Consider the following 23,313-nt stretch of genomic DNA (forward strand, 5'->3'; position numbering starts at 1 on the left):
TCGCGGCCGGACGCCCAACCGTCTCGTCCCGCAGGTTTCGCGCCGCTGCGGCTCTCTCGGCCCCCCTGCCAACCCCCGCGTTCGAGGTCAGATCCGATCCGAGCCGGTCACGATCACTCTAGGGCAGAAGCTCGAGGATCGTATTGTTGATCCTCCAGCCGTTGTAATGCAGCGGAACCAGCTTGTGGCCATGTAATCCGCGGATCCGTCGCGCCGCGGCGCCGACGTCGAACACGATGATCGGCCGCGCCGCGCGCAATGCCAGCGAGAGGGTGTAGGAATAGGTTTCCGGCCAGACGGAAGGCAGGAAGATGACGTCGATATCGAGGGCATCGATGGTTTCGAGAACGGTCGCATTGTCGTAGGGTCCGGTTACCGTGATCCCGGCCTGCGCCGCCCTGTCGTCGTTCTCGGTATAGCCGATGACGACGAACTCGACGGGCAGACCGCGCAGCCGGGCGTCAGTCGCGCAGTCGATGAGTTTCTCGAAACCCTTGATGGCGGAGATGGCGCCGAGAACGCCGACGCGCAGGATGCGGGAACCGGGACGCGGTCGCTTGAGCAGCGGCATCGGCATGACATTGTCGTGCGGCCGGATCTGGAAGCCGATATCGGGAAAGTAGCCGCGCAGTCGCCTGGCCACGTCCTCATCGGGTACGACCACGGCCTGCGCTCCGGCGAGCAGTTCATGGTAATCGGCCCGCCACGCCCGGATGTCGGGCACGCCGAACTCGGTCGGACTGGCCTGCAAACAGGTTTGGCAGGCAGAGTCACCCGGCTCCCCGCAGTAGATGCCCTTGGTGTCGATGAGGTTCACACGCGGGCAGATGCCGAAATAGTCGTGCACGACGACGCGCCACGGCCGCTGCAGGTGTCTGAGGAGATTTGTCACGCTCGAGGCCGGACGAGCGCCGAAATCCATGATGTGGTGGACGTGGACCTCCGTGATCGCCAGATCGTCCGCCAGGTGTTGCAGCAGCTGCAGGTCGAGCCCGGTGTGGAGCGCCGAAAGCATCGGCATCTTCGCGACATGCGCGCCGACGATATCGAAACGGTCATGGAACCTCGGATCGGCCACGGCACGGAAGACGCCATATCCTGCCGCCTCCAGGCGGCGCATCTCCTCGCGCACGTGCTGCTCCGTACCGCCTCCGCGAATATGGCTGACGAGCAGCACGTTCTGGGCGCGGCACGCACGTCGCAAGCGCTCCCGGTCGATCTGCTCGCGCGCGTTTCGCAGTGGATCCGCCTTGAGGAAGGCCTGCACCTCGGTCTGATAGTGCGGATGCCGCTCGTCGATGACCCGCATGGCGTGCTCGATCCGCTCCCGCCGCTCTTCGCGGAACGACGTCGCACCGAGGTGCCGGACGAAGACATTCGGGGCGGCGACGTTCTTCCAACCAGCATCGATCGCGCGCAGCGAAAAGTCGTTCTCCTCGCCGTAACCTGTCCCGAATGCCTCCGCATCGAAATAGCCTATCCTGTCGATGAGCTCCCGCTTGATGTACATGCAGAAGCCGATGGCGGTCGGCAGCTCGATAGGCTCTCCCGCATTCACTGAGGCGGCGATGCGGTCGATCTCCGCGTAGGGAACCTCGAGCGGCCGGTCGTTGTCTTCGTTGAAGAAGGGATAAGAGCAGACCGTCCCGTTGTTCGTCAGGGGCGTCACGGTGCCGAAGCGCGCATCCGCCTGCGCGGCCTTCCGCAAGCGGTCGATCCAGTCGCCGAACACTTCCGTGTCGGAGTTCAGCAGGATGACGTCACGGGCCGGGTGAAGCTGCATCGCCTTGTTGACGGACCTGACGAAGCCTTCGTTCACAGGGTTCCTGATCAGCCGGATGTAGCCCTTCTTGGCGAGGAGCTTGAGGATGTCCGACAGATCCTCTTCCGGTGAGCAATCGTCGACAACGACGACGCAGGAGGCCGTCCCGTTGGCGGCCGAGAGCACGCGGTAGAGACAGGTGATGGTCTCGCACTTGCCGCGATAAACGGGGATGATGACATCGACGGCCGCGCGTGCGGTCCAGCCGAAGAGGTGCTGCATCGCGCCGGGGCGTGGCAGAGCCAGGATCTTGCGCAGGTAGTGGTCGGCATCGTGGTCGCTGCCGGCAAAACGGGGCTCTTCGGGCCCCGGCGGCAGGGGCACGCCGCGCCGCCGCTCCACCTGGCCATAGCATACGAAATGCTCCAGCGCCGGCATGCCGCCAGCCGCCACGTCCGGATTGGCAGCGAGATAGCCGGCCGGATTGAACATGTCGCTGGCGCTGCGGCCCTCCCGGAGCCCGAAGGTGACGAAATGTCGGAAAGGCTCGCCTCCCCAGCCCGCGATATCCGGGTTCTTCCTGAGGTAGACGGGATAAGAGAACCACGGCGTCGGGCTCATACGCCGCCAGCGGCCGACGAGCAGGAAATGCAGCAGAGCCTCCATCGTGATGAGGGATCGGCCGGGGAAATGCTGCTGGTAATAGGCCGGATCGAAGAACTGGATCGGCACCACGGTCACATTGCCGCGCAGCAGGTCCTGCATTCCGGAAAGCCGTCCGGCCCGATCGGGCGCCCGATGGAAGTGGACGCTGCAGAGCCAGCGGCCATATTTCTCGAGGATGAGCCCGCTGAGCGTGATCGCGATGCCGTGTCCGACGACCGGCACACGGTGCAGGAGATTGACGGACAGGAAAGCGCCGTAGCCGAGGGCACCTACGAGTTTCCGCCGGATAAGGAGGTAGGCCCATTGCGCCCCGTATTGTCCGGCTCGAAAGAAGAGAACCCGGAAGGCATGCGCCAGATAGAGGCATGCGGCGTTGATTTTTGTCGCACAGGCCAAGACGAGACTGTCCAGATCCGAGGCAAATCCGTTTCTGCCCGTCTGTTGGCGAACGCCATGTGTCAGCCTGGAAACAATCTGCTGCATCTGAAAATTCCACCGTGATTAAAGAAAAAGACGCAATGCATGAAAGGAAAGAGGGTGTTGGGCACGCGGAGAAAGCCTCTCCCTGCAGCGATTCCTTGCCGCCGAACGGGCGCTGGGGCCGACGGCATGCGGTTGCGGCCGACACCAACCTGATGGTATGCGCGCCGGGGGCAAATTCGACTCACCAGCGACTGGCGAACCCGGCCAAGAGGCTGACATATCACGCAGGAGCGGCGGCTTTGGGCAGGAAGGATGGGGAGGCGGGAGCTTGCGCCGCCGCCGCCATGGCGCATGATGTCCGCTCCATGGGAGCGGCTGCGACGGAGGCACGACAATGGCACCGCGCCTGCCCGACCTTGCCAAGCGATCGCTGAAAACGGCCCTCGACGACCTCGGCCATGTCATGGAACGCGTTCATACCCATGCGCTCAAGCAGCGCATGAGCCCGGACGCGTTCCGTGCGACCGTGGCCGGACTCGGCTTCTCCTCCATGCGTGAGTTCTGCGACCGCACAGGCTTGCCGGAGAGCACCATCGAGAGCTGGCTGCGCTTCGGCCTGTCCCACGATGCGGCCCAGCTCCTCAACGCCATGATGAGCTACCGTAACCGCGTCAAGGAAGCGATCGAGGCCGCCGACAGTGCGACGAACGCCGGCATTGCCGATTTCTTCGAGGAACGGCGGCTGCCCTGAAGTCTTTGCTGCGCTGCACAAAACGACCGGCGCAGCGCCTGAAAGTCTTGACCCGCGCGCAACGGGGATGGCACATCCCCCCGTCGGCATCTTTCCGCTGCCCTTCGCGGGCTTCCGGCTGGATGACGACCGGGCCGGATGAGAAGGGCGCCCGTCGGCAACGACGTCGCCGGCTCCCGTCCCGGCAGCGGGAGTCCTCCCGCATGCCGGCCCGAGAGGGACTCACGACCTTGTGAACGGCCCTGTCCGGCGCGCTGGCACGCCGGGAGGGGTGGCCGGATGCGGTCAATCGAAGGTGGGAACGACGCACTCGCATGAAACTGGCGCTCATCACCCTGCTACCGTTTCTCGGAGCCGTCTTCCCCGTCTTCTCCATTCGATCCGGCCGTAATGCATGCGCCAGTCTCGCGGGGGCGTTCACGCTCGCCGCGCTCGTGCTGCTCCTGACCGAGGTGCCCGCCGTCTACCGGGGCGAGGTACCGGCCTGGAGCGTCGAGTGGCTGGCGCCGGTCGGTCTGCGCTTCTCCTTCTTCGTCGACGGCCTCGGCCTGTTCTTCGCCGCGCTCATCCTCGGCATCGGCCTGCTCATCATCCTCTACGCCCGCTTCTATCTCGACCGCCGGGATCCGATGGGCGTGTTCTATACCTATCTCCTGCTGTTCCAGGGCGCCATGGTCGGCATCGCCTTGTCGAACAACATCCTGATGATGCTTGTGTTCTGGGAGCTCACCTCGCTCTCGTCGTTCCTGCTCATCGGCTACTGGCGGCACTTGCCCGAAGCGCGCCAGGGCGCCCGCATGGCGCTGGCGGTGACCGGCGGCGGCGGGCTATGCCTCATCGCCGGCATGCTCATCCTCGGCCAGATCGCCGGCAGCTACGAGCTCACGGAGATCCTCGCGCGCGGCGAGATCATCAAGGCATCTCCGCTCTACGGCCCGGCGTTGGTGCTGATCCTCCTCGGCGCCTTCACGAAGTCGGCACAGTTTCCCTTCCATTTCTGGCTGCCCCACGCCATGGCGGCGCCGACGCCGGTCTCCGCCTACCTGCACTCGGCCACCATGGTGAAGGCGGGCGTCTTCCTGCTGGCGCGCCTGTGGCCGGCGCTCGCCGGCACCGACATGTGGTTCCTCACAGTCACGTCGGCGGGCCTCGTCACCATGATCGTCGGAGCCTGGATCGCCATCTTCAAGGACGATCTCAAGGCCCTGCTTGCTTTCTCCACCGTCAGCCACCTCGGCCTCATGGTGATGCTGCTCGGCTTCGGCACACCCATGGCAGCCATCGCCTGCGCCTTCCACATCCTCAACCATGCCACCTTCAAGGCGCCGCTTTTCATGAGCGCCGGCATTGTCGACCACGAGGCGCACACACGCGACATCCGTCGCCTCGGCGGTCTCATGACGCTGATGCCGATCACCGCTACGCTCGCCCTCGTCGCCGCCGCGTCCATGGCGGGCATCCCGCTCCTCAACGGCTTCCTGTCAAAGGAGATGATGCTGGAGGAGGCGTCGCACACCGCCTACGCCGGCACGGCCTGGCTCGTCCCCGCGCTGGCCACGCTCGGCGCGCTCCTTTCGGTCGCCTATTCGGCCCGCTTCGCCATCCGCACCTTCCTCGGCCCCGTCCGGGACGACTATCCGCACCACCCGCACGATCCGCCCTTCGGCATGTGGCTGCCGGTCGCCGTGCTCGTCGTCCCGGTCGTCGCCATCGGCCTTCTGCCGGCCATCGCCGAGCCCGTCGTCATCCGCACGGCGACGGCGATCGTCGGCGGGCCGCTGCCGGAGTTCCACCTTGCCCTCTGGCACGGCCTGACGCCCGCGCTCTTCATGAGCCTCGTCGCGATCGCCGGCGGCGCGGCACTCTTCGCGGCTTTCGACGCCGCCAACAGCCTGCGCCTCTCGCTGCCGCGGCCGGAAGCCAAGCGCCTGTTCGACAGGACGATCGGCGCGCTCGTCCTCGCCTCGCGCCGCTTCATCGACGCCTCGCACGCCGGGTCGCTGCAAGCCTATGCGGGCGCCACCATCGTCGCTGTCGTCACCGTTGGCCTCGTCGCCTTCTTCGATGCGCCGCACGGCGCCGGCGAGCGAGTGCCCATGGCGGTCAACCTGCCGGCCGTCATCGCCTGGGCCGTCCTTCTCGGGGCGGCGCTCGCCATCGTCCTGCGCCATGCGGACCGACTGCTGACGCTCGTCCTCACCAGCGTCATCGGCCTCATCGTTTCGCTTGCCTTCCTGCAGTTCTCGGCACCCGATCTCGCCCTGACGCAGATCTCCGTCGAGGTGGTGACCACGATCCTGCTGCTGCTCGCGCTCAACCTCCTGCCGAAGAAAACGGTGCTCGAGAAGGGCCTCGGCGTGCACCTGCGCGACGGGGCAATCGCCCTCGTCGCCGGACTTGGCATCGCCGGCATCGCCTATGCCGTGATGACGCGGGACTTCACCACCATCTCCGATTTTCACATCGCCCAGTCGAAGCCCGGTGGCGGCGGCACGAACGTGGTGAACGTGACACTGGTCGACTTCCGCGGCTTCGACACTTTCGGTGAGATCATCGTGCTCGGCATCGCCGCCCTGACGATCTTCGCCCTGCTCGACAACGCGCTGCGCGGAGCAGCGGCCCGCCGCCTGGATGCCATGCGGCAGGGCGAAGAAGGCAAGGACGCGCACCCGCTCATCCTCGTCGTCGCCACGCGCGTGCTGCTGCCGCTCGCCCTCACCGTCGCCGCTTACATATTCCTGCGCGGTCACAACCAGCCCGGCGGCGGCTTCATCGCCGGCCTGATCGTCGCCATCGCCTATATCATGCAGTACATCGCCAGCGGCTACACCTTCGCGGCCGACCGCGCCCGGGTGGACGCCCAGGCCATGATCGGCGCCGGCATCATCGTCGCCGGCCTTACCGGCATCGGCGCGTGGCTCTTCGGCGCGCCTTTCCTCACGAGCACCTTCGGCTATGTGCACCTGCCCGTCGTCGGCGAGTTCGAGCTTGCCTCCGCCATGGGCTTCGACACCGGCGTCTTCCTCACCGTGGTCGGCGCCGTGATGCTGTCGCTCGCGCAGATCTCCCGCGTCGAGCAGCGGGCCGAGCGCGAGCCGGTGCCGGAGGGGCCCATGGACATCAAGCTGAAGCCGGAGGAGATGCCTCTGCCGGTGCCGGCCGCCACGGAAGGAGCGGGCGAATGAGCATGGAATTTCTCCTCGCCAGCGCCATCGGCACGCTCACGGCGGCGGGCGTCTACATGACTCTCAGGGCGCGCACCTTCCCGGTCATCATCGGGCTCGCTCTCCTCTCCTATGCGGTGAACCTCTTTCTCTTCGCGATGGGCCGGCTCGTGGTGGACAAGCCGCCGATCATCCACCCCCTCGCCACCACCTATACGGATCCGTTGCCGCAGGCGCTGGTGCTGACCGCCATCGTCATCTCCTTCGGTATGACGGCGCTCATTGTCGTCCTGGCCTTGCGCAGCTTCCTCGAGACGGGATCGGACAACGTCGCCATGCGAGAGATGAACGAAGGCGCGAATATCGAATCCCGTGGCGGGGAGGCGTCCCGATGAGCCACTGGATCGTCGCCCCCACCCTGCTGCCGGCGTTGACCGCCGCCTATCTCATCCTGTTCGCGCGCAACGACATCTTCCACCAGCGCATTGTCTCGATCGCCGCGACGCTGATGCTCGTCCTCCTCACCTTCGGCCTCTACCAGCTGGCCGGCGATGGCGAATCGCGTGCCTATCTGCTCGGCAATTGGCCGGCACCCTTCGGCATCGTGCAAGTGCTCGACAGGCTGTCGGCCATGATGCTCCTGCTGACGGCCTGTCTCGCCTTCATCGTCGTCGTCTACGCCATTCACGGCTGGGATCGCCGCGGCCGCTATTTTCACGCCCTCTTCCAGTTTCAGCTGCTCGGCATCAACGGCGCCTTCCTGACCGGCGACTTCTTCAACCTCTTCGTCTTCTTCGAAGTGATGCTGATCGCCTCCTACGGCCTCATGCTGCACGGCGGCGGGCCGCGCCGGCTCAAGGCCGGCTTCCAGTACGTCACCATCAACCTCATCGGCTCGACGCTCTTCCTCTTCGCCGTCGGCATCATTTATTCGGTCACCGGCACGCTCAACATGGCGGATCTGGCCGTGAAGGCCGGCCAAGTTGCCGCGGGAGACATCGCGCTTCTTCGCACTGGCGCGCTCCTGCTGTTCATGGTCTTCGCCATCAAGGCGGCACTGGTGCCGCTGCACTGGTGGCTGCCGACGACCTATGCCGCCGCCTCGGCGCCGGTCGCCGCGCTCTTCGCCATCATGACCAAGGTCGGCGCCTATTCCGTCCTGCGCATGTACGGCCTCGTCTTCGGTACCGATGCCGGGCCGTTGGCTCTCGTCGCGGCACCTTGGGTTATTCCCGCCGCCATCGTCACCCTGGCCATCGGCGCCATCGGCGTCCTCGCCAGCCGCACGCTTCTCGACCTCGTCTGCTTTGCCGTCGTCGCCTCGATGGGCACGCTGTTGATCGCCGTCGGCCTCTTCGACCAGGTCGGCGTCGCCGCCGCCCTCTACTACCTCCTGCACAGCACCCTCGCCGGCGCGGCGCTCTTCCTCCTTGTTGATCTCATCGCCGTCCGGCGCGGTCGGGCGCGCGACCGGCTGAATGCCGCTCCCCCCTTCCCGCGCGACTCCGTCTATGGCGGGCTGTTCTTCCTCGCGGCCATAGCCATGGTCGGCTTGCCGCCCTTGTCGGGCTTTCTCGGCAAGCTGCTCATCCTCGACGCGACGCGCGAGACCGCCCATGCTGGCCTGATCTGGACCATCGTGCTCGGTAGTAGCTTCATCATGCTCGTCGGCTTCGCCCGGGCCGGCAGCGTGCTCTTTTGGAAGAGCGCCGCCCAGCCGCCGCAGGAGCAAGAGGATGAGCCGAAGCGCCGGGCGCTGCCGACGATGGCCGCCGGCGCCCTCGTCGCCGGCATGATCCTGCTGTCGGTCTTCGCCGCGCCCGTCTCCCGTGCCGTCACGGAGACGGCGCAGCAGGCGCTCGACACGCGCGCCTATGTCGAGGCGGTTCTCGGCACCATCAAGACCGCCCGCGCGACGGGACTTTGAGCCATGCGCAAGATCCTCGTCCCCCATCCCATCCTGACCTTGTTCATCACGCTCGTCTGGCTGCTGCTCGCCAATGACTTCTCGGCCGGCCACGTGGTGCTCGGGCTGATTCTCGGCATCGGCATTCCCCAGATCACCAGCGTCTACTGGCCGGAGCGACCGAAGATCGGCGCGCCGCTCGTGATCGTCGAATACGTGCTGGTCGTGCTGTGGGATATCATCGTCTCCAATGTGCAGGTCGCCCGGCTCGTCCTCTTCCACCGGGGCGACGCCCTGCGCTCCACCTTCATAACCGTTCCGCTCGAGCTCACGGCACCAGAGGCGATCACAACGCTCGCCGGCACCATCACCATGACGCCGGGCACGGTCAGTACCGACCTGTCCGCCGACGGGCGGGCGCTGCTCGTCCACTGCCTCGATGTCGACGACCCGGCCGGCACCGTGGCCCAGATCAAGGCCCGCTACGAGGCCCGGCTGAAGAGGATCTTCGAATGATCACGCTCGCCTGCCAGATCGCGCTCGTCGCCATCGGGCTTTCGGTGGTGCTCAACGTCTACCGCATCGTCGCAGGGCCCGACGTGCTCGACCGCATCCTCGCCCTCGACACCATGGTGATCAACGCCATCGCGCTCATCGTCGTCATCGCCATGCTGTTCGAGGCGCCGACCTATTTCGAGGCAGCGCTGCTCTTCGCCATGGTCGGCTTTCTCACGACGGTGTCGTTCTGCAAGTACCTGCTGCGCGGCAACGTGATCGAATGACCCCCGGCAAGGGACGGACCGATGCCCATCGTCGCTGAATTCCTCATCGCCGCCCTCATCGTCGTCGGCGCCTTCTTCCTGCTCGTCGGTTCCTTCGCGCTCGCCAAGCTGCCGGACATGATGCGCCGCCTGCACGGCCCCACCAAGGCGACGACTCTCGGCGTCGGCTCCATCCTCATCGCCTCGATGGCCTATGCGGCGGTGGTGCGCGGCACCCTGTCCATTCACGAACTGCTCATCACGCTCTTCCTCTTCCTGACGGCACCGGTGACAGCCTTCATGGTCGCCAAGGCGCATATCCTGCGAGACAGGCGCGAGCGCGCAAAGCTGCCGCCCACCGGCAGCGAGAAGGGGTGGGCGACACTCGACCCCTCCCCGGGCTCGACGGACGAGCTAGCTGGCTTCGAGCGCAAGTAAGGACAACCACGGGCCATCTCTTTCATAGATGGCAGGGATCGTCGAAAACCATTTTTCCTGATGGATGGCATGGCGCTATCGTTCGTCCATTCCCGAGTGAACGGACCGATATCATGCAGCGCCTCCACCTCACGCACCCTGTCATCCAGGCCCCGATGGCGGGCGGCGGCGACACGCCCGCCCTCGTCGCGGCAGTAAGCGAGGCCGGCGGCCTCGGCACGATCGGCGCCGCCTATCTGTCGCCGCAGCAAATCCTCGATGCGGCCGCCGCCGTGCGTGCGGCGACGACGCGTCCCTTCGGCATCAACCTGTTCGCGCCCCTGCCTGCGCCGCAGACCCCAGCCGAGGCGGAAGCAGCGGTTGCCGCCGTCGCTCCCTTCTGTGAGGAACTGGCGCTGCCCGCCCCCGCGATGCCGAACGCTCCCGGCAAGACCTTTGCCGAGCAGGTGGAGGCGGTGCTGGAAAGCGGCGCGGGTCTCTTCAGCGTCACCTTTGGCCTGCCCGGCGCGGATGTTGTGGCGGCCGTCAAGGCGAAGGGCATGCTCTTTGCGGCGACGGCGACGACTGTCGAGGAGGCTCTGGCCGTTGAGGCCGCCGGCGCCGATATCGTCGTCGCCCAGGGCAGCGAGGCCGGCGGCCATCGCGGCACCTTCGCCGCGCCTTTCGAGCGCGCCATGATCGGCACCATGGCGCTCGTACCGCAGGTGGCCGACGTAGTGTCGATCCCTGTCGTCGCCTCCGGCGGCATCATGGACGGGCGCGGCATCGCGGCGGCCCTGGCGCTCGGGGCCAGCGCCGTGCAGATGGGAACCGCCTTCCTGACCTGCGCCGAGGCCGGGATCCCCGAGGCCTATCGCGAGGCCATTCTCTCGGCGAAGGAGGATGCCACAAGGGTGACCCGCGCCTTCTCTGGCCGGCCGGCCCGCGGCATCGCCAACCGGTTCATGGAGACGATCGACGCCAAGGGTGCGATCCTCCCCTTCCCGCTGCAGAACGCCCTGACACGGCCGATGCGCACCGCCGCCGCCAAGGCGGGGCGCTCCGAATACCTCTCGCTCTGGGCGGGCCAGGGCGTGCGCCTCGCCCGCCGCCAGGGCGCGGCGGAGCTCATGACCCGGCTGGCCGCCGAGACAGCCGAGGCCATCGCGAGGCTCTCCAGCCGCAAGGCCTGATCAGGACGCGGCGTGGATGAGCCGGCCGGCTGCATAGGTGGCGCGGACGGCCCGATCGTCGCCAAGCGTCATGAGCACGAACAGCTCCTGCTCGAGGTTGCCGTCGATGCGGGCCATGCGGTTCGCCATCACCGGCGTCGCGTGTGCATCGAGCACCACCAGATCGGCGAAGGCCCCTGGCTCCAGCGTGCCGATCTCGCCGGCGAGGCCGAGTGCCGCCGCATTGCCGGCGGTCGCGAGGTGGAAGGCTTCCAGCGCGCTCCAGTTGCGGCCGAGGAGCTGCTGTACCTTGTAGCCCTCGGCGAGGGTGCGCAGCATGGAGAAGCTCGTGCCGCCACCGACATCGGTCGCCACCGCGACCCGCATGGCCGGCGCCTCGCGCGCCTGTCCCATGTCGAAGAGGCCGCTGCCGATGAAGAGGTTGGATGTCGGGCAGAAGACGGCGACCGAGCCGGTCTCGGCCATGCGCCGCCGCTCGGCCTCGGTGAGATGGATGCAGTGGCCGAAGAGGCTGCGCTCACCGGTGAGACCGAAACGATCGTAGACGTCGAGATAGCCGGCGGCCTCGGGAAAGAGCCGGCGCACCGTCTCGATCTCGGCGCGGTTCTCCGACAGATGCGTCTGCACGAGAAGATCGGGGTGCTCCCGCTTCAGCGTCCCGGCGGCCGCGAGCTGCTCCGGCGTCGAGGTGATAGCGAAGCGCGGCGTGATGGCGACGCGCTGGCGGCCGCGCCCATGCCAGCGCTCGATCAGCACCTTCGTCTCGTCATATCCGCTTTGCGCCGTATCCGTGAGCGCCGGCGGCGCATTGCGATCCATCATCACCTTGCCGCCGAGCATGCCCATGCCGCGCCGCTCGGCCTCGGTGAAATAGGCGTCCGCTGAAACGGGATGCACCGAGCAGAAGGCGAGCGCCGTCGTCGTGCCGTTGCGGGCGAGTTCGTCGAAGAAGAACGCCGCCTGCTCGGCCGCATGCGCGGCATCGGCGAAACGCTGCTCCTCGACGAAAGTGTATTTCTGAAGCCATTCGAGCAGTTGCGCACCGTAGGAGGCGATGACCTGCGTCTGCGGGAAATGGATGTGCGGATCGATGAACCCGGGCAGGACGAGCCCGTCCGGGTAATGATCGACCGGCGTATCGGCCGGCAGCGTCGCGAGAAGCGGGCTCGCCTCGCCGACGGCTGCAATGCGGCCGTCCCGCGCCAGCACCAGGCCATCGGCGAGATAGCGATAGCTCGCCCCGTCCCCCGCCCCGAGCGGCGGCGCAAGGAAAGTGAGGACGCGACCGCGCACGGCGCGCCAGGCGGGATCGGCCATGGCCGGAAGCTCCATTGTTCGTGCCGATCAGATTGACGCCGGCCGCTACCGGCGTCAAAGCCGTTCACGGGGGCGGATCAGTTGCCTTCTTCGGGCAGGCGCGGCAGCGGCAGCACCTCGATACCCTCCTCGTGAAGGGAACGCACTTCCTCGAGCGAGGCATCGCCGTAGATGGCGCGCTCCTCCGTCTCGCCCGCATGGATGCGCCGGGCCTCGTCGGGGAAGCGTTCGCCGACGTTCTCGGCGTTCTCCACGACGTGACGGCGCACCGCGCGCAGGAACGCGCGCATCTGCTGCTCCTTTTCCGACAGGAGCGCAACGGGCGCCGGGCCGGGCGGGCCGGCCGCCGGGGCCGGCGAAGGCGCCGTCCGGCCCTTGTCGGTGCGCTTCACAGCCGGCGCCATGATCGCCTTCGCCACCTTCGTGGAGCCGCAGTGCGGGCAGGCGACAAACCCGCCGGCGAGAAGCTTCTCGTAGGCCGCGCTGTCGGGGAACCAGCTGTCGAAGGCATGGTCCTTATCGCAGACGAGGTCGTAGCGGATCATTTCACGCTCACTCCGGCGTCCGGACCGCGCGCTTCACGCCACGAGTAGCGGGTCGAGCCCGCCGCGGGCGTCGAGCGCATAGAGGTCGTCGCAGCCGCCGATATGCTGCTCGCCGATGAAGATCTGCGGCACGGTGGTGCGCCCGTCCGCCCGCTCGATCATCTCCTCGCGCAGCTCGCTGCGGCCGGTGATCTCGATCTCCTCGAACGGCACCCCCTTGCGCTGCAGCAGATCTTTGGCGGCGCTGCAATAGGGGCACCAGGACTTGGTATAGATGACGATGGGAGCCATACTCCTGCCTTACCTTCACGCGCGCCGGCCCGCGGCGCCTTTCCTGTCATATAGGGGTCATTCCCCGCCGACGACAACTCGCGCGAAGGCGAGCACGTCGACCCGCCGCGCTCCGGCACGCAGCAGCGCGCGGCTCGCCGCATTGGCCGTGGCCCCCGTGGTCAGCACGTCGTCGACGAGGACCACCGACCGGCCTTCGACCGCCACGCGCCGCTCCGGCGGCACCGCGAAGGCGCCCTGCAGGTTGCCCGCCCGCTGCGGCCGCGTGAGGCCCGCCTGCGGCCGCGTACGCTTGACGCGGCGCAGCGCCTCGGCCTCCCACGGCACGCCGGCGTGGTGGGAGACTACGCGGGCGAGCGCCGCCGCCTGGTTGAACCGTCGCGAGAAGAGCCGCGTGCGGTGCAGCGGCACGGGCAGAAGAACCTCTGCCTCGGCCAGGATCTCGCCACCCGCCCGCACCATCATGCGGCCCATGGCTTCGGCGAGGTCCATCCGGTCGCCGTATTTCAGCCGGTGCACCATCTCACGCGCCGCGCCGTCGAACCGGGCGACCGCCCGCGCCCGGCCGAAGACGGGCGGGTCGGCAATGGCCGCCGGCGACAGGAGCGAGCCGCCAATGTCCACGGCGAAGGGCGTGCCGAGCCGCTCGCAGAACGGCCGCTCGATGAAGGCGAGGCCGCCCCAGCAGCGGGAACAGAGCGCGTGCGCCTCGGCCGTCGCCGCCCCGCAGGCGACACAGCGCGGCGGATAGAGGAGGTCCGCCAGCATCGTCCCGACCCGCCGGACGGAGCGCCGCAGGCGGACCGCGAGGGGCGAGCCAGCGATCTGGCTCATGGACGAACGGCCGGCGGAAAGCTTTGACCTTGCCGGCACAACGGCCCATAAGGCCGCAACGGATCACGCGCCATGACAAAGCCCCCCCAGATCTTCGACCGCCGGCAGCAGCGGCTGCGCCTGACGCGCGCCGAGCGCCTCGGCTATGCCGATTTCCTGCTGGCGCAGGTCTGCGACGAGCTTGCCGAACGGCTCGCGGCCGTCAAGCGCAGCTTTTCGCGCGCCCTCGACCTCGGCTCCCCGCACTGCGGCGCCGTCGCGACGCTCGCGGCAAGCGGCCAGGTCGAGCACGTCCTGCGCGCCGCCTCGGTTTTGTATCTTTCCCGCCCCGCCCTCTCCGGCGCGGCCGCGGTGGTGGCGGACGAGGAACTCGTCCCCTTCGCGCCGAAGAGCTTCGACCTCGTCGTCTCGCTGCTTGCGCTGCACGGCGTCAACGACCTGCCCGGCACGCTCGCACAGATCCGCCGCTGCCTCGTCGACGACGGGCTGTTCATCGGCTGCCTGTTCGGCGGCGGCACGCTGAGCGAGCTGCGCGCCGCCTTCGCGACGGCCGAGGCGGAGATCGAGGGCGGCGTCAGTCCGCGCGTCGCCCCCTTCGCCGATTTGCGCGATGTCGGCGCGCTCCTGCAGCGTGCCGGCCTTGCCCTACCGGTGACGGATGTCGACACGCTCACCGTGCGCTACGACAACGCTTTCGCGCTGATGCGCGACCTCCGGGCCATGGGCCTCACCAATACGCTGGCCGAGCGGCGTCGCACGCCCCTGCGGCGGGCGACCCTGATGCGCGCCGCTGCCATCTATGCCGAGCGTTTCGCCATGGCTGACGGGCGCATCCCGGCGACCTTCGACATCGTCTGGCTATCGGGCTGGGCGCCTCACGAGAGCCAGCAGAAGCCGCTGCGGCCCGGCTCGGCGAAGATGCGCCTCGCCGACGCGCTCAAGGGGCTGGAGCCGCCCGGAGAAGGCAAGGACGACTGAGCTCCCCGTGAAGCGGCGCATATGTCTAGCAGCAAGGGTCTTGCCAACGGCCGGCGGCTCACGTCTCATTCCCAGGAAACCGGCTTCGGAACGAGTTCCCGCCCGGGACGGGAGGAGGCGATGCACCCCTTCACCTTCAGCACGGCGAAAACGGTCGTCTTCGGGGCCGGCAGCATTGCCCAGATCGGCGACATCGCCCGCGACCAGCTCGGCGCGCGCGTCATTCTCGTCACCGACCGAGGCATCGTCGACGCGAAGCTGCACGAAGGTGCGCTCGCGTCCCTGGCGGCGGCGGGCATCGCCGTGACCATCTTCGACGGTGTGATGGCCGACCCGCCCGAGAAGGTGGTGCTCGCTGCGGCCGAACAGGCGCGGCGCGAAGGGGTGCAAGGGGTCATCGGCTTCGGCGGCGGCTCGTCCATGGACGTCGCCAAACTCGTGGCGCTGCTCGCCCGCGGCGAGGAGGAGCTCTCCTCGATCTACGGCGTCGGCCAGGTCAGGGGGCCGCGCCTGCCGCTGATGCTGGTACCGACGACGGCGGGCACTGGCTCCGAGGTGACGCCGATCTCCATCGTCACCACCGGCGAAGCGGAGAAGAAGGGCGTCGTCTCGCCCGTCCTCCTGCCGGACATCGCCCTGCTCGACCCGGAGCTCACCTATGCGCTGCCGCATCACGTGACGGCGGCGACGGGGATCGATGCCATGGTGCACGCCATCGAGGCCTATACCTCGGCGAGCGCCAACAACAATCCCGTCTCGCGCCTGCTCGCCAAGGAGGCGCTGAGGCTCCTCGGCGGCGACATCCGCTCGGCCGTGCGCGAGGGCACGCATGTGGAGGCGCGCGCCAACATGCTGCTCGGCGCCATGTTCGCCGGCCAGGCCTTTGCCAATTCGCCGGTCGCAGCCGTGCACGCCCTCGCCTATCCGGTCGGCGGCCATTACCATGTGCCGCACGGCCTCTCGAATGCGCTGGTGCTGCCGCACGTGCTGCGCTTCAACGCCGAGACCTGCGGCCGCGCCTATGCCGAGATCGCCCCATGCGCCTTTCCCTGGCTCGCCGAGGTGCCCGTGGCACGGCGGGCCGAGGCCTTCGTCGAGGCACTCACGCACCTGTGCGAGGAGGTCGGCCTCGCCCAACGCCTGCGCGACGTCGGCATCCCGCGGGAGGATCTCGCCCGGCTGGCGCATGACGCGATGAAGCAGACCCGCCTGCTCGTCAACAACCCGCGTCCCCTCAGCGAGGCCGACGCCCTCTCCATCTACGAGGCCGCCTGGTGAACCATTATCCGCCCGCGCCGGCCAAGGCCCGGCGGACGCGGCCCGGCCGCGCGGCCTATCGCCACTTCCACCCCATCGAGACGCGCTGGCACGACAACGACGCCTACGGCCACGTCAACAACGTGGTCTACTACGGCTATCTCGACACGGCGGTGAACCGCTTCCTCATCGAGAACGGCCTCATCGACATCGCCACGAGCCCGCACGTCTTCCTCGTCGCGGAAACCGGCCTCACCTATTTCGCGAGCACCGCCTATCCTGACACGCTCGAGGTCGGACTCGCCGTCTCCCGCCTCGGCCGCTCGTCCGTCACTTACGACGTCGCCGTGTTCCGCGCCGGCGCGGACGAGGCCGTGGCGCGCGGCCACTTCGTCCATGTCTATGTGGAACGAGACAGCCAGAGGCCTGTGGAAATCTCGGACAAGATCAGGATGGCGCTGCAGAAATTAGCCAGCCATTAAACAGCGACTAACATTTAGACGCGGATGGGCGGCAATAGCCGCCCATCCTTTCTAATGTTCAGGCTGCACGGTGACTGCCGTAGCGCTGTCGCGCAACATCGGCACTTCCAGGATGCAACTTGCCGGTATTTACTTCAGAAATCCGACCGCCATTGACGTCGTAATCAGCGGCGATTCGACTTTGCAATTCACCTGCCTGAATTCGCAGATGGATTTGAACTGCGTCTTCAAACGTTAACTTATAACTGGGCCTACGTGCCGTCATATAGCCTGTCCTTATATGAGGCCCATAGGGGGTTGACAGCGAACGCGAACACACGCAGTGTGCGTACGTGATCACATCAAGTTGCCCCAACAGGGCCGCTTCATTCAAGGCTCGCTCCGTTGCAGCGGAGCGAGCCTTCCCTTTTCGCGATATGGAATCGCTCTGATAATAATCAGATCGACTCGGAAACCTGTCAAGGTTCCGCTCGACTTTCCCGTTCTGGGAAAGTTCTCATCGCAATACCTTGGTAGGCTGGTTGCACTTCGATTGAGCGCTTTCGTTCATAAGAACGCGGCTAGGGTGTTGGATTAGAAGCGCATTTTTGCGCAGAGCCCTCAACGCATTCGCTCGCAAAAAGCAAAATGTGCAGATTGTGGATAGATTGGATAATCCAAAATCCGCTTGTAGCTTTTGAGACACATCGCCGAAAACTATAGCCGGCAAATCTAAGCGCGCTCACATTAGCGCAATCAGATGCGGGATCAGCGGTTCGTCGGCCGGGGGCATGGGGTAGTCGCGCAAGCGGTTCGGCATCACCCATTTGAGCGCCTGCCCCTCGCGCGACATGGGCGTGCCCTCCCAGCGCCGGCAGACGTAGAGCGGCATCAGGAGATGAAAGCCCTCGTAGGCGTGGCTCGCGAAGGTGAGCGGGGCGAGGCACGGCTCCGCGACGGTGATGCCGAGTTCCTCGTGAAGCTCGCGGATCAGCGTCTCCTCCGGCCGCTCGCCGGGCTCCACCTTGCCGCCGGGGAACTCCCACAGGCCGGCGAGCTGCTTGCCCTCGGGCCGCTGGGCGATGAGCACGCGCCCGTCCACGTCGAGAAGGGCGCAGGCGGCGACGAGGACGAGCTTCATGCCCCGCCTCACGAGCGGTAGTCGCCGTTGATGGCGACATAGTCCTTCGTCAGGTCGCAGGTCCACACCGTCGCCTTGCCGCGGCCGAGGCCGAGATCGACCCGGATGGCGATCTCCTCGCCCTGCATGTAGGCGGAGGTGGCGGCCTCGTCATAGGCGGGATCGCGCGCCCCTTCATGCGCCACGCGGATGTTGCCGAAGAAGATGGCGAGCCTATCGCGCTCGGCCGGCTCGCCGGCCTTGCCCACGGCCATGACGATACGGCCCCAGTTGGCGTCCTCGCCGGCCACCGCCGTCTTCACCAGCGGCGAATTGGCGATTGAGAAGGCGATGCGCCGGGCCGAGGCGGCGCTGACCGCCCCCTCGACGGTGACGGCGACGAACTTGCGCGCGCCCTCGCCGTCCCGCGCCACCTGCTGGGCGAGATCGAGCAGGAGCTCGCCGAGCGCCTTGCGGAAGGCGGCGAGCCTGCGATCACCTGCCTCGTTGATGCGGGGCGCGCCGCGCTTCGCCGCCGCGCCGGTGGCGAACAGCATCAAGGTGTCGGAGGTCGAGGTGTCACCGTCCACCGTCACCGCGTTGAAGGTGCCTTCGACACCGCGCGCCAGGAGGCGCTGCAGGACGGGCGCGGCGATCGGTGCATCGGTGACGACGAAGGACAGCATGGTCGCCATATCCGGCGCGATCATGCCCGCCCCCTTGGCGATGCCGTTGATGGTCACCGGCACGCCACCGAGATTGACCGTGCGCGTCGCCACCTTCGGAAAGGTGTCCGTGGTCATGATGGCGCAGGCCGCCTCGATCCACGGCCCGCCCGCGGCACGTTTCACGCAGTCGGCCAGCACGCCCTCGAACTTCGTCGCATCGAGCGGTTCGCCGATGACACCGGTGGAGGCGAGAAACACCTCCTCCGGACGGCAACCGGCGGCAGCGGCGGCGATCTTCGCCGTCAGAGCCACCGCGTCGCGCCCTTTCATGCCGGTGAAGGCATTGGCATTGCCGGAATTGACTACGAGGGCCCGCGCCGTACCGGCAGCCAGGTGCTCCCGGCACCAGTCGACCGCGGCCGACGGGCATTTGGAGCGGGTGAAGACGCCCGCCGCCGTCGTACCCTCGTCGAACACCGCCATCAGCACATCGGTGCGGTTCTTGTAGCGGATGCCGGCCGCGGCGGTCGCGAAGCGCACGCCCTCGACGGCGGGCATGTCAGGCACGGATTTCGGAGCAAGCGGGGAGACGGTAGTGGACATCGGATGCCTCGGGATGCCCTTGTGCGGTGCCCTCTCGGGCGGCGGAACCTCGCGCGCCGGGCCCGGACGGGCCGGCCCGCGAGGAAGGTGCCTCGGTTCCTGCTCAGTTCTTCTTCGGCTCGGCGGGCGTCGCGCCCTCGGCCGGTTTCTCGCCGGGCTTTGCACCGTCGGCCTTGTCGAGGCGCTCGATCTTGGCGTCCTTGCGCAGGGCGAGGATGAGGTCCTGCTGCGCCTTGCGGGCGAGATAGGCCTCGACCTGCTCCTTGACCTCGTCGAAGGTCGGCAGCGGCTTCTCGCGCTTGTCCTCGACCTTGATGACGTGCCAGCCGAACTGCGACTTGACCGGTGCCGAGACCTTGCCGGGCGCGAGCGCGAAGGCGGCCTCGGCGAATTCCTTCACCATCCGGTCCTTCGTGAAATAGCCGAGATCGCCGCCCTCCTTGGCCGAGCCGGGATCCTTCGACATCTCGCCGGCGACCTTGGCGAAGTCCTCGCCCGCCTCGATGCGTGCGACGACCTTCTTGGCATCTTCCTCGTTCTCGACGAGGATATGCCGGGCACGCACCTCGTCCTCCGGCTTCAGGTTCTTCATCGTCTCGTCGTAGAGCGCCTTGGCGGCCTCCGGCGTGACGGCCTGCTCGACCTGCCTCTGCAGGTATTCGTCGAGCAGCACCTTGTCGCGGTAATAGGCCAAGCGACGCTCGAAGTCGGGCGCGGCATCGACCTTCGCGGCCCTTGCGGCCTTGGCGCCGAGCCTGAGGTCGATAACATAGCCGATGAGATAGTCCTGCCGCTGGGCGTCGGCCATGGCCGGCAGCCGGTCGCCGAGATCCTGCGCCGCGATCTCGAGATCGAGGGCGGTGATGGGCTCGCCGTCGACACGGGCGAGCACCTTCGCCTCATCCGCTGCCTGGCTCTGCGCGGGTGCCGGCTGCGCCGGCGCCGACGTCTGGGCCGTGGCCGCCGCACCTGCGAGGAAAGCGGCACCGGTCAGCAGGACGAGGGCATGCGGGCGAAATCGTTTCATGGATCGGTCCGGCGCGAGCAGCATGGGACATGGGCCGACGGGCCGCTCGCGCTGGGCCAGCCGGCATCATGGTCGGCATGAGTGGCCGAAGCGTCGGCGCTTTGCAAGGGACAAATCGTCCGGGACGCGCCCCTTCCGCTGTTGAAAGCGTTGACATTGCGGTGGCTCGATCCCATGTGGCGCGAGGGTCTCGCCCGCCCGACGGCATCCCGGCGGACCAGCGACGCGCAACCTTCAGAGCTTGTGCTGGACCGGCGCGCCCGCGCCGGGTAATTGTCGCGCGACGATAGGAGTTCCGCCCGCTCGGCGGCTCCTCGGGCGCATGACCCGCGCGCAAGATAGTACCGCAAGATCTGTACCGTCCGGAAAGGCCATCGATGTTCGGCGCTCTCGCAAAAAAAATCTTCGGCTCGGCCAACGATCGCCGTCTCAAGGCGTACAAGCCGAAGGTTGCGGCCATCAACGCGCTCGAGCCCGAGCTTGCGGCGCTGAGCGACGAGGCGCTGCGCGCCCGCACCGAGGAGTTCAGGCGCCAGGTCGCGGCCGGGCGCAGCCTCGACGACCTTCTGGTGCCCGCCTTCGCCACCGTGCGCGAGGCGGCCAAGCGCGTGCTCGGCCAGCGCCACTTCGACGTCCAGCTCCTCGGCGGCATGGTGCTGCACGAGAGCGGCATCGCCGAGATGCGTACCGGTGAGGGCAAGACGCTCGTCGCCACCCTGCCGACCTATCTCAACGCGCTTTCCGGCAAGGGCGTCCACGTCGTCACGGTCAATGACTATCTCGCCCGCCGCGACGCCGAATGGATGGGCCGCGTCTATCGCTTCCTGGGCCTCACCGTCGGCATCATCGTCCACGGGCTCGATGACGGTGAGCGCAAGGCCGCCTACGCCTGCGACATCACGTACGGCACGAACAACGAATACGGTTTCGACTACCTGCGCGACAACATGAAGTACGACTTCGCGCAGATGGTGCAGCGCGGGCACAACTTCGCCATCGTCGACGAGGTCGACTCGATCCTCATCGACGAGGCGCGAACGCCGCTCATCATCTCGGGACCGCTCGACGACCGCTCCGAGCTGTACAATGCCATCGACGCGGTGATCCCGAAGCTCGTCAAAGAAGACTACGAGGTCGACGAGAAGCAGCGCGCCGTCTCCCTCACGGAGAAGGGCAACGAGCACATCGAGCAGCTCCTCGAGGAGGCGGGCATCCTCAAGGAGGGCTCACTGTACGAGGCGAACAACGCGACCATCGTCCACCACGTCAACCAAGCGCTGCGCGCCCACACGCTCTTCCAACGCGACAAGGACTACATCGTCCGCAACGGCGAGGTGGTCATCATCGACGAGTTCACCGGCCGCATGATGCCGGGGCGGCGCTATTCGGAAGGCCTGCACCAGGCGCTCGAGGCCAAGGAGCGCGTGCAGATTCAGCCGGAGAACCAGACGCTCGCGTCCATCACCTTCCAGAACTATTTCCGCCTCTACGACAAGCTCGCCGGCATGACCGGTACTGCGGCGACCGAGGCCGACGAGTTCGCCGACATCTATCGGCTCGAGGTGGTCGAGATTCCGACCAACCTGCCCGTGCAGCGCCTCGACGAGGACGACGAGGTCTATCGGACCGCCGAGGAGAAGTACAAGGCGATCATCCGCGAGATCGAGGCTGCCTCCGCGAAGGGCCAGCCGATCCTCGTCGGCACGACCTCCATCGAGAAGTCGGAGCAGCTCGCGGGAGCGCTCTCCCGCAGCGGCTTCAAGCAGATCGACTTCGGCCGGGAGGATGCCCTGAAACCGTTGTTCGAGGCGGCCCGCTCGGGCAAGCCATCCAAGCATTTCGCCGTGCTCAACGCGCGCTTCCACGAGCAGGAGGCCTTCATCGTCGCCCAGGCCGGCGTGCCGGGCGCCATCACCATCGCCACCAACATGGCCGGCCGCGGCACGGACATCCAGCTCGGCGGCAATGCCGACATGCGCATCGCCCACGAGCTCGGTGAAATGCCCGAGGGCGAGGAGCGCCGGGCGAAGGAAGAGGCGATCCGCATTGAGGTTGCCCAGTTCAAGCAGCGCGCGCTCGAGGCCGGTGGCCTCTACGTGCTCGGCACCGAGCGCCACGAGAGCCGGCGCATCGACAACCAGCTGCGCGGCCGCTCCGGTCGCCAGGGCGATCCCGGCCGCTCCAAGTTCTACCTGTCGCTTCAGGACGACCTGATGCGCATCTTCGGCTCCGACCGCATGGACGGCATGCTTCAGAGACTCGGGCTGAAGGAGGACGAGGCCATCATCCATCCGTGGATCAACAAGGCCATCGAGAAGGCGCAGGGCAAGGTCGAAGCGCGCAACTACGACATTCGCAAGAATATCCTGAAGTACGACAACGTCATGAACGACCAGCGCAAGGTCGTCTTCGAGCAACGTCGGGAGTTCATGGCAGCCGCGTCGGTGCGTGAAACCATCGACGACATGCGCCAGACGGTCATAGACGACATCGTCGCCAAGCATATCCCCGAGGGTGCCTATCCCGAGCAGTGGGACGTCGCCGGATTGGAGGAAAGCGTCGGTCGGATCCTCAACCTCGATATTCCCGTCGCCGACTGGGCGAAGGAGGAGGGCATTGCCGACGAGGAGATGCGCGAGCGCCTGCTGAAAGCCGCGAACGAGGCCTATGCGGCCCGACTCGAGAAGAATACGCCCGAGGTCATGACCTATGTCGAGAAGCAGGTGTTGCTGCAGACCCTCGACCATCTCTGGCGCGAGCATCTCGTCACCCTCGATCACCTCCGGCAGGTCATCGGCTGGCGTGGCCTCGCCCAGCGCGATCCGCTCAACGAATACAAGGCCGAGGCATTCCAGCTCTTTGACGGCCTCATCGACCATCTGCGCGAGCACGTGACGGCCCAGCTCATGCGCGTCGAAGTGATGTTCCAACCCCCGACCGAGGCGCAGCTACCGCCCATGCAGGCGCACCACCTCGACCCGCTCACGGGCGAGGACGAGCTGGCGCTCGCACTGGCCCCGATCGCGAACGAAACGGGCGCACAGGCAGCGCGCGATCCGAACGATCCCGCGACCTGGGGCAAGGTCGGGCGCAACGACCCCTGCCCCTGCGGATCAGGCAAGAAGTATAAGCACTGCCACGGAGCCTTCGCCTGACCCGCCCGCCGAGC

22 protein-coding genes are annotated in these 23,313 nt (G+C 67.1%); 13 read left to right on the plus strand and 9 right to left on the minus strand.

What is annotated here, in order from left to right; all coding sequences use genetic code 11:
- Positions 1 to 118: 118 nt before the first annotated feature.
- Positions 119 to 2,527 (minus strand): glycosyltransferase, encoded by a 2,409-nt coding sequence (locus BOQ54_RS00550; RefSeq protein ID WP_186438009.1) that lies wholly within the window; start codon positions 2,525 to 2,527, stop codon positions 119 to 121.
- Positions 2,528 to 2,560: 33 nt separating this feature from the next.
- On the opposite strand from BOQ54_RS00550, the gene BOQ54_RS19925 reads away from it, so the two are divergent.
- The 9 genes from BOQ54_RS19925 to BOQ54_RS00590 all read left to right on the plus strand — a co-directional run bounded on the left by BOQ54_RS19925 (position 2,561) and on the right by BOQ54_RS00590 (position 11,043).
- A complete protein-coding gene (locus BOQ54_RS19925) occupies positions 2,561 to 2,929 on the plus strand; it encodes a hypothetical protein (protein WP_157672606.1) in 369 nt (122 codons plus the stop codon).
- A gap of 316 nt (positions 2,930 to 3,245) precedes the next feature.
- The gene (locus tag BOQ54_RS00555) at positions 3,246 to 3,602 is read left to right on the plus strand and encodes a hypothetical protein (protein WP_055459466.1); all 357 of its coding nucleotides are present in this window, start codon (positions 3,246 to 3,248) and stop codon (positions 3,600 to 3,602) included.
- Between the two features lie 314 nt (positions 3,603 to 3,916).
- Entirely contained in the window at positions 3,917 to 6,787 is a 2,871-nt protein-coding gene (locus BOQ54_RS00560; RefSeq protein WP_071923046.1) for a monovalent cation/H+ antiporter subunit A, read from the plus strand.
- A 2-nt stretch (positions 6,788 to 6,789) separates the two neighbouring features.
- Complete coding sequence (locus tag BOQ54_RS00565) at positions 6,790 to 7,161, plus strand: Na+/H+ antiporter subunit C (RefSeq protein WP_055459468.1); 372 nt, start codon at positions 6,790 to 6,792, stop codon at positions 7,159 to 7,161.
- Positions 7,158 to 8,693 (plus strand): monovalent cation/H+ antiporter subunit D, encoded by a 1,536-nt coding sequence (locus BOQ54_RS00570; RefSeq protein ID WP_055459469.1) that lies wholly within the window; start codon positions 7,158 to 7,160, stop codon positions 8,691 to 8,693. Before BOQ54_RS00565 ends, BOQ54_RS00570 begins: the two co-directional genes overlap by 4 nt.
- A gap of 3 nt (positions 8,694 to 8,696) precedes the next feature.
- Positions 8,697 to 9,188 (plus strand): Na+/H+ antiporter subunit E, encoded by a 492-nt coding sequence (locus tag BOQ54_RS00575; RefSeq protein ID WP_055459470.1) that lies wholly within the window; start codon positions 8,697 to 8,699, stop codon positions 9,186 to 9,188.
- Positions 9,185 to 9,454 (plus strand): K+/H+ antiporter subunit F, encoded by a 270-nt coding sequence (locus BOQ54_RS00580; RefSeq protein WP_055459471.1) that lies wholly within the window; start codon positions 9,185 to 9,187, stop codon positions 9,452 to 9,454. The genes BOQ54_RS00575 and BOQ54_RS00580 overlap by 4 nt, the downstream gene beginning before the upstream one ends.
- 21 nt (positions 9,455 to 9,475) lie before the next feature.
- The gene (locus BOQ54_RS00585; RefSeq protein ID WP_055459472.1) at positions 9,476 to 9,871 is read left to right on the plus strand and encodes a Na+/H+ antiporter subunit G; all 396 of its coding nucleotides are present in this window, start codon (positions 9,476 to 9,478) and stop codon (positions 9,869 to 9,871) included.
- 113 nt (positions 9,872 to 9,984) lie between these two features.
- Positions 9,985 to 11,043: an NAD(P)H-dependent flavin oxidoreductase gene (locus tag BOQ54_RS00590; protein ID WP_071923047.1), complete on the plus strand. Its 1,059-nt coding sequence runs from the start codon at positions 9,985 to 9,987 to the stop codon at positions 11,041 to 11,043.
- Here BOQ54_RS00590 and guaD read toward each other — a convergent pair whose 3' ends face one another.
- The 4 genes from guaD to BOQ54_RS00610 all read right to left on the minus strand — a co-directional run bounded on the left by guaD (position 11,044) and on the right by BOQ54_RS00610 (position 14,030).
- Positions 11,044 to 12,360: a guanine deaminase gene (gene guaD, locus BOQ54_RS00595; protein WP_071924347.1), complete on the minus strand. Its 1,317-nt coding sequence runs from the start codon at positions 12,358 to 12,360 to the stop codon at positions 11,044 to 11,046.
- Between the two features lie 77 nt (positions 12,361 to 12,437).
- Positions 12,438 to 12,905, minus strand: a complete 468-nt coding sequence (locus BOQ54_RS00600; protein WP_071923048.1) for a DUF1178 family protein — start codon at positions 12,903 to 12,905, stop codon at positions 12,438 to 12,440.
- A 33-nt stretch (positions 12,906 to 12,938) separates the two neighbouring features.
- Complete coding sequence (gene grxC, locus BOQ54_RS00605; protein WP_063186730.1) at positions 12,939 to 13,196, minus strand: glutaredoxin 3; 258 nt, start codon at positions 13,194 to 13,196, stop codon at positions 12,939 to 12,941.
- Positions 13,197 to 13,253: 57 nt separating this feature from the next.
- Positions 13,254 to 14,030 carry a ComF family protein gene (locus BOQ54_RS00610; RefSeq protein WP_063186732.1) on the minus strand — a complete coding sequence of 259 codons (777 nt, stop codon included), beginning with the start codon at positions 14,028 to 14,030 and terminating at the stop codon, positions 13,254 to 13,256.
- 72 nt (positions 14,031 to 14,102) lie between these two features.
- Between BOQ54_RS00610 and BOQ54_RS00615 the strand changes: the two genes are divergently transcribed.
- From BOQ54_RS00615 to BOQ54_RS00625, 3 genes are all read left to right on the plus strand, one after another.
- Positions 14,103 to 15,008, plus strand: a complete 906-nt coding sequence (locus BOQ54_RS00615) for a class I SAM-dependent methyltransferase (RefSeq protein ID WP_071923049.1) — start codon at positions 14,103 to 14,105, stop codon at positions 15,006 to 15,008.
- Positions 15,009 to 15,128: 120 nt separating this feature from the next.
- Positions 15,129 to 16,286 carry an iron-containing alcohol dehydrogenase gene (locus BOQ54_RS00620; RefSeq protein ID WP_063186735.1) on the plus strand — a complete coding sequence of 386 codons (1,158 nt, stop codon included), beginning with the start codon at positions 15,129 to 15,131 and terminating at the stop codon, positions 16,284 to 16,286.
- Positions 16,283 to 16,747: an acyl-CoA thioesterase gene (locus BOQ54_RS00625; protein ID WP_055459478.1), complete on the plus strand. Its 465-nt coding sequence runs from the start codon at positions 16,283 to 16,285 to the stop codon at positions 16,745 to 16,747. Before BOQ54_RS00620 ends, BOQ54_RS00625 begins: the two co-directional genes overlap by 4 nt.
- Before the next feature lie 58 nt (positions 16,748 to 16,805).
- On the opposite strand, the gene BOQ54_RS00630 is transcribed toward BOQ54_RS00625, so the two are convergent.
- From BOQ54_RS00630 to BOQ54_RS00645, 4 genes are all read right to left on the minus strand, one after another.
- Positions 16,806 to 17,012 (minus strand): hypothetical protein, encoded by a 207-nt coding sequence (locus BOQ54_RS00630; RefSeq protein ID WP_071923050.1) that lies wholly within the window; start codon positions 17,010 to 17,012, stop codon positions 16,806 to 16,808.
- 456 nt (positions 17,013 to 17,468) lie between these two features.
- The gene (mutT, locus tag BOQ54_RS00635) at positions 17,469 to 17,867 is read right to left on the minus strand and encodes an 8-oxo-dGTP diphosphatase MutT (RefSeq protein ID WP_071923051.1); all 399 of its coding nucleotides are present in this window, start codon (positions 17,865 to 17,867) and stop codon (positions 17,469 to 17,471) included.
- An 8-nt stretch (positions 17,868 to 17,875) separates the two neighbouring features.
- The gene (gene argJ, locus BOQ54_RS00640) at positions 17,876 to 19,117 is read right to left on the minus strand and encodes a bifunctional glutamate N-acetyltransferase/amino-acid acetyltransferase ArgJ (protein WP_055459480.1); all 1,242 of its coding nucleotides are present in this window, start codon (positions 19,115 to 19,117) and stop codon (positions 17,876 to 17,878) included.
- Positions 19,118 to 19,220: 103 nt separating this feature from the next.
- On the minus strand, positions 19,221 to 20,144 hold the full coding sequence (locus BOQ54_RS00645; protein ID WP_245282576.1) for a peptidylprolyl isomerase: 924 nt from the start codon (positions 20,142 to 20,144) through the stop codon (positions 19,221 to 19,223).
- 377 nt (positions 20,145 to 20,521) lie between these two features.
- Between BOQ54_RS00645 and secA the strand changes: the two genes are divergently transcribed.
- Positions 20,522 to 23,299: a preprotein translocase subunit SecA gene (gene secA / locus BOQ54_RS00650; protein ID WP_055459481.1), complete on the plus strand. Its 2,778-nt coding sequence runs from the start codon at positions 20,522 to 20,524 to the stop codon at positions 23,297 to 23,299.
- Positions 23,300 to 23,313: the final 14 nt, after the last annotated feature.

The organism is Chelatococcus daeguensis (assembly GCF_001887265.1).
GTDB lineage: Bacteria > Pseudomonadota > Alphaproteobacteria > Rhizobiales > Beijerinckiaceae > Chelatococcus_A > Chelatococcus_A sambhunathii.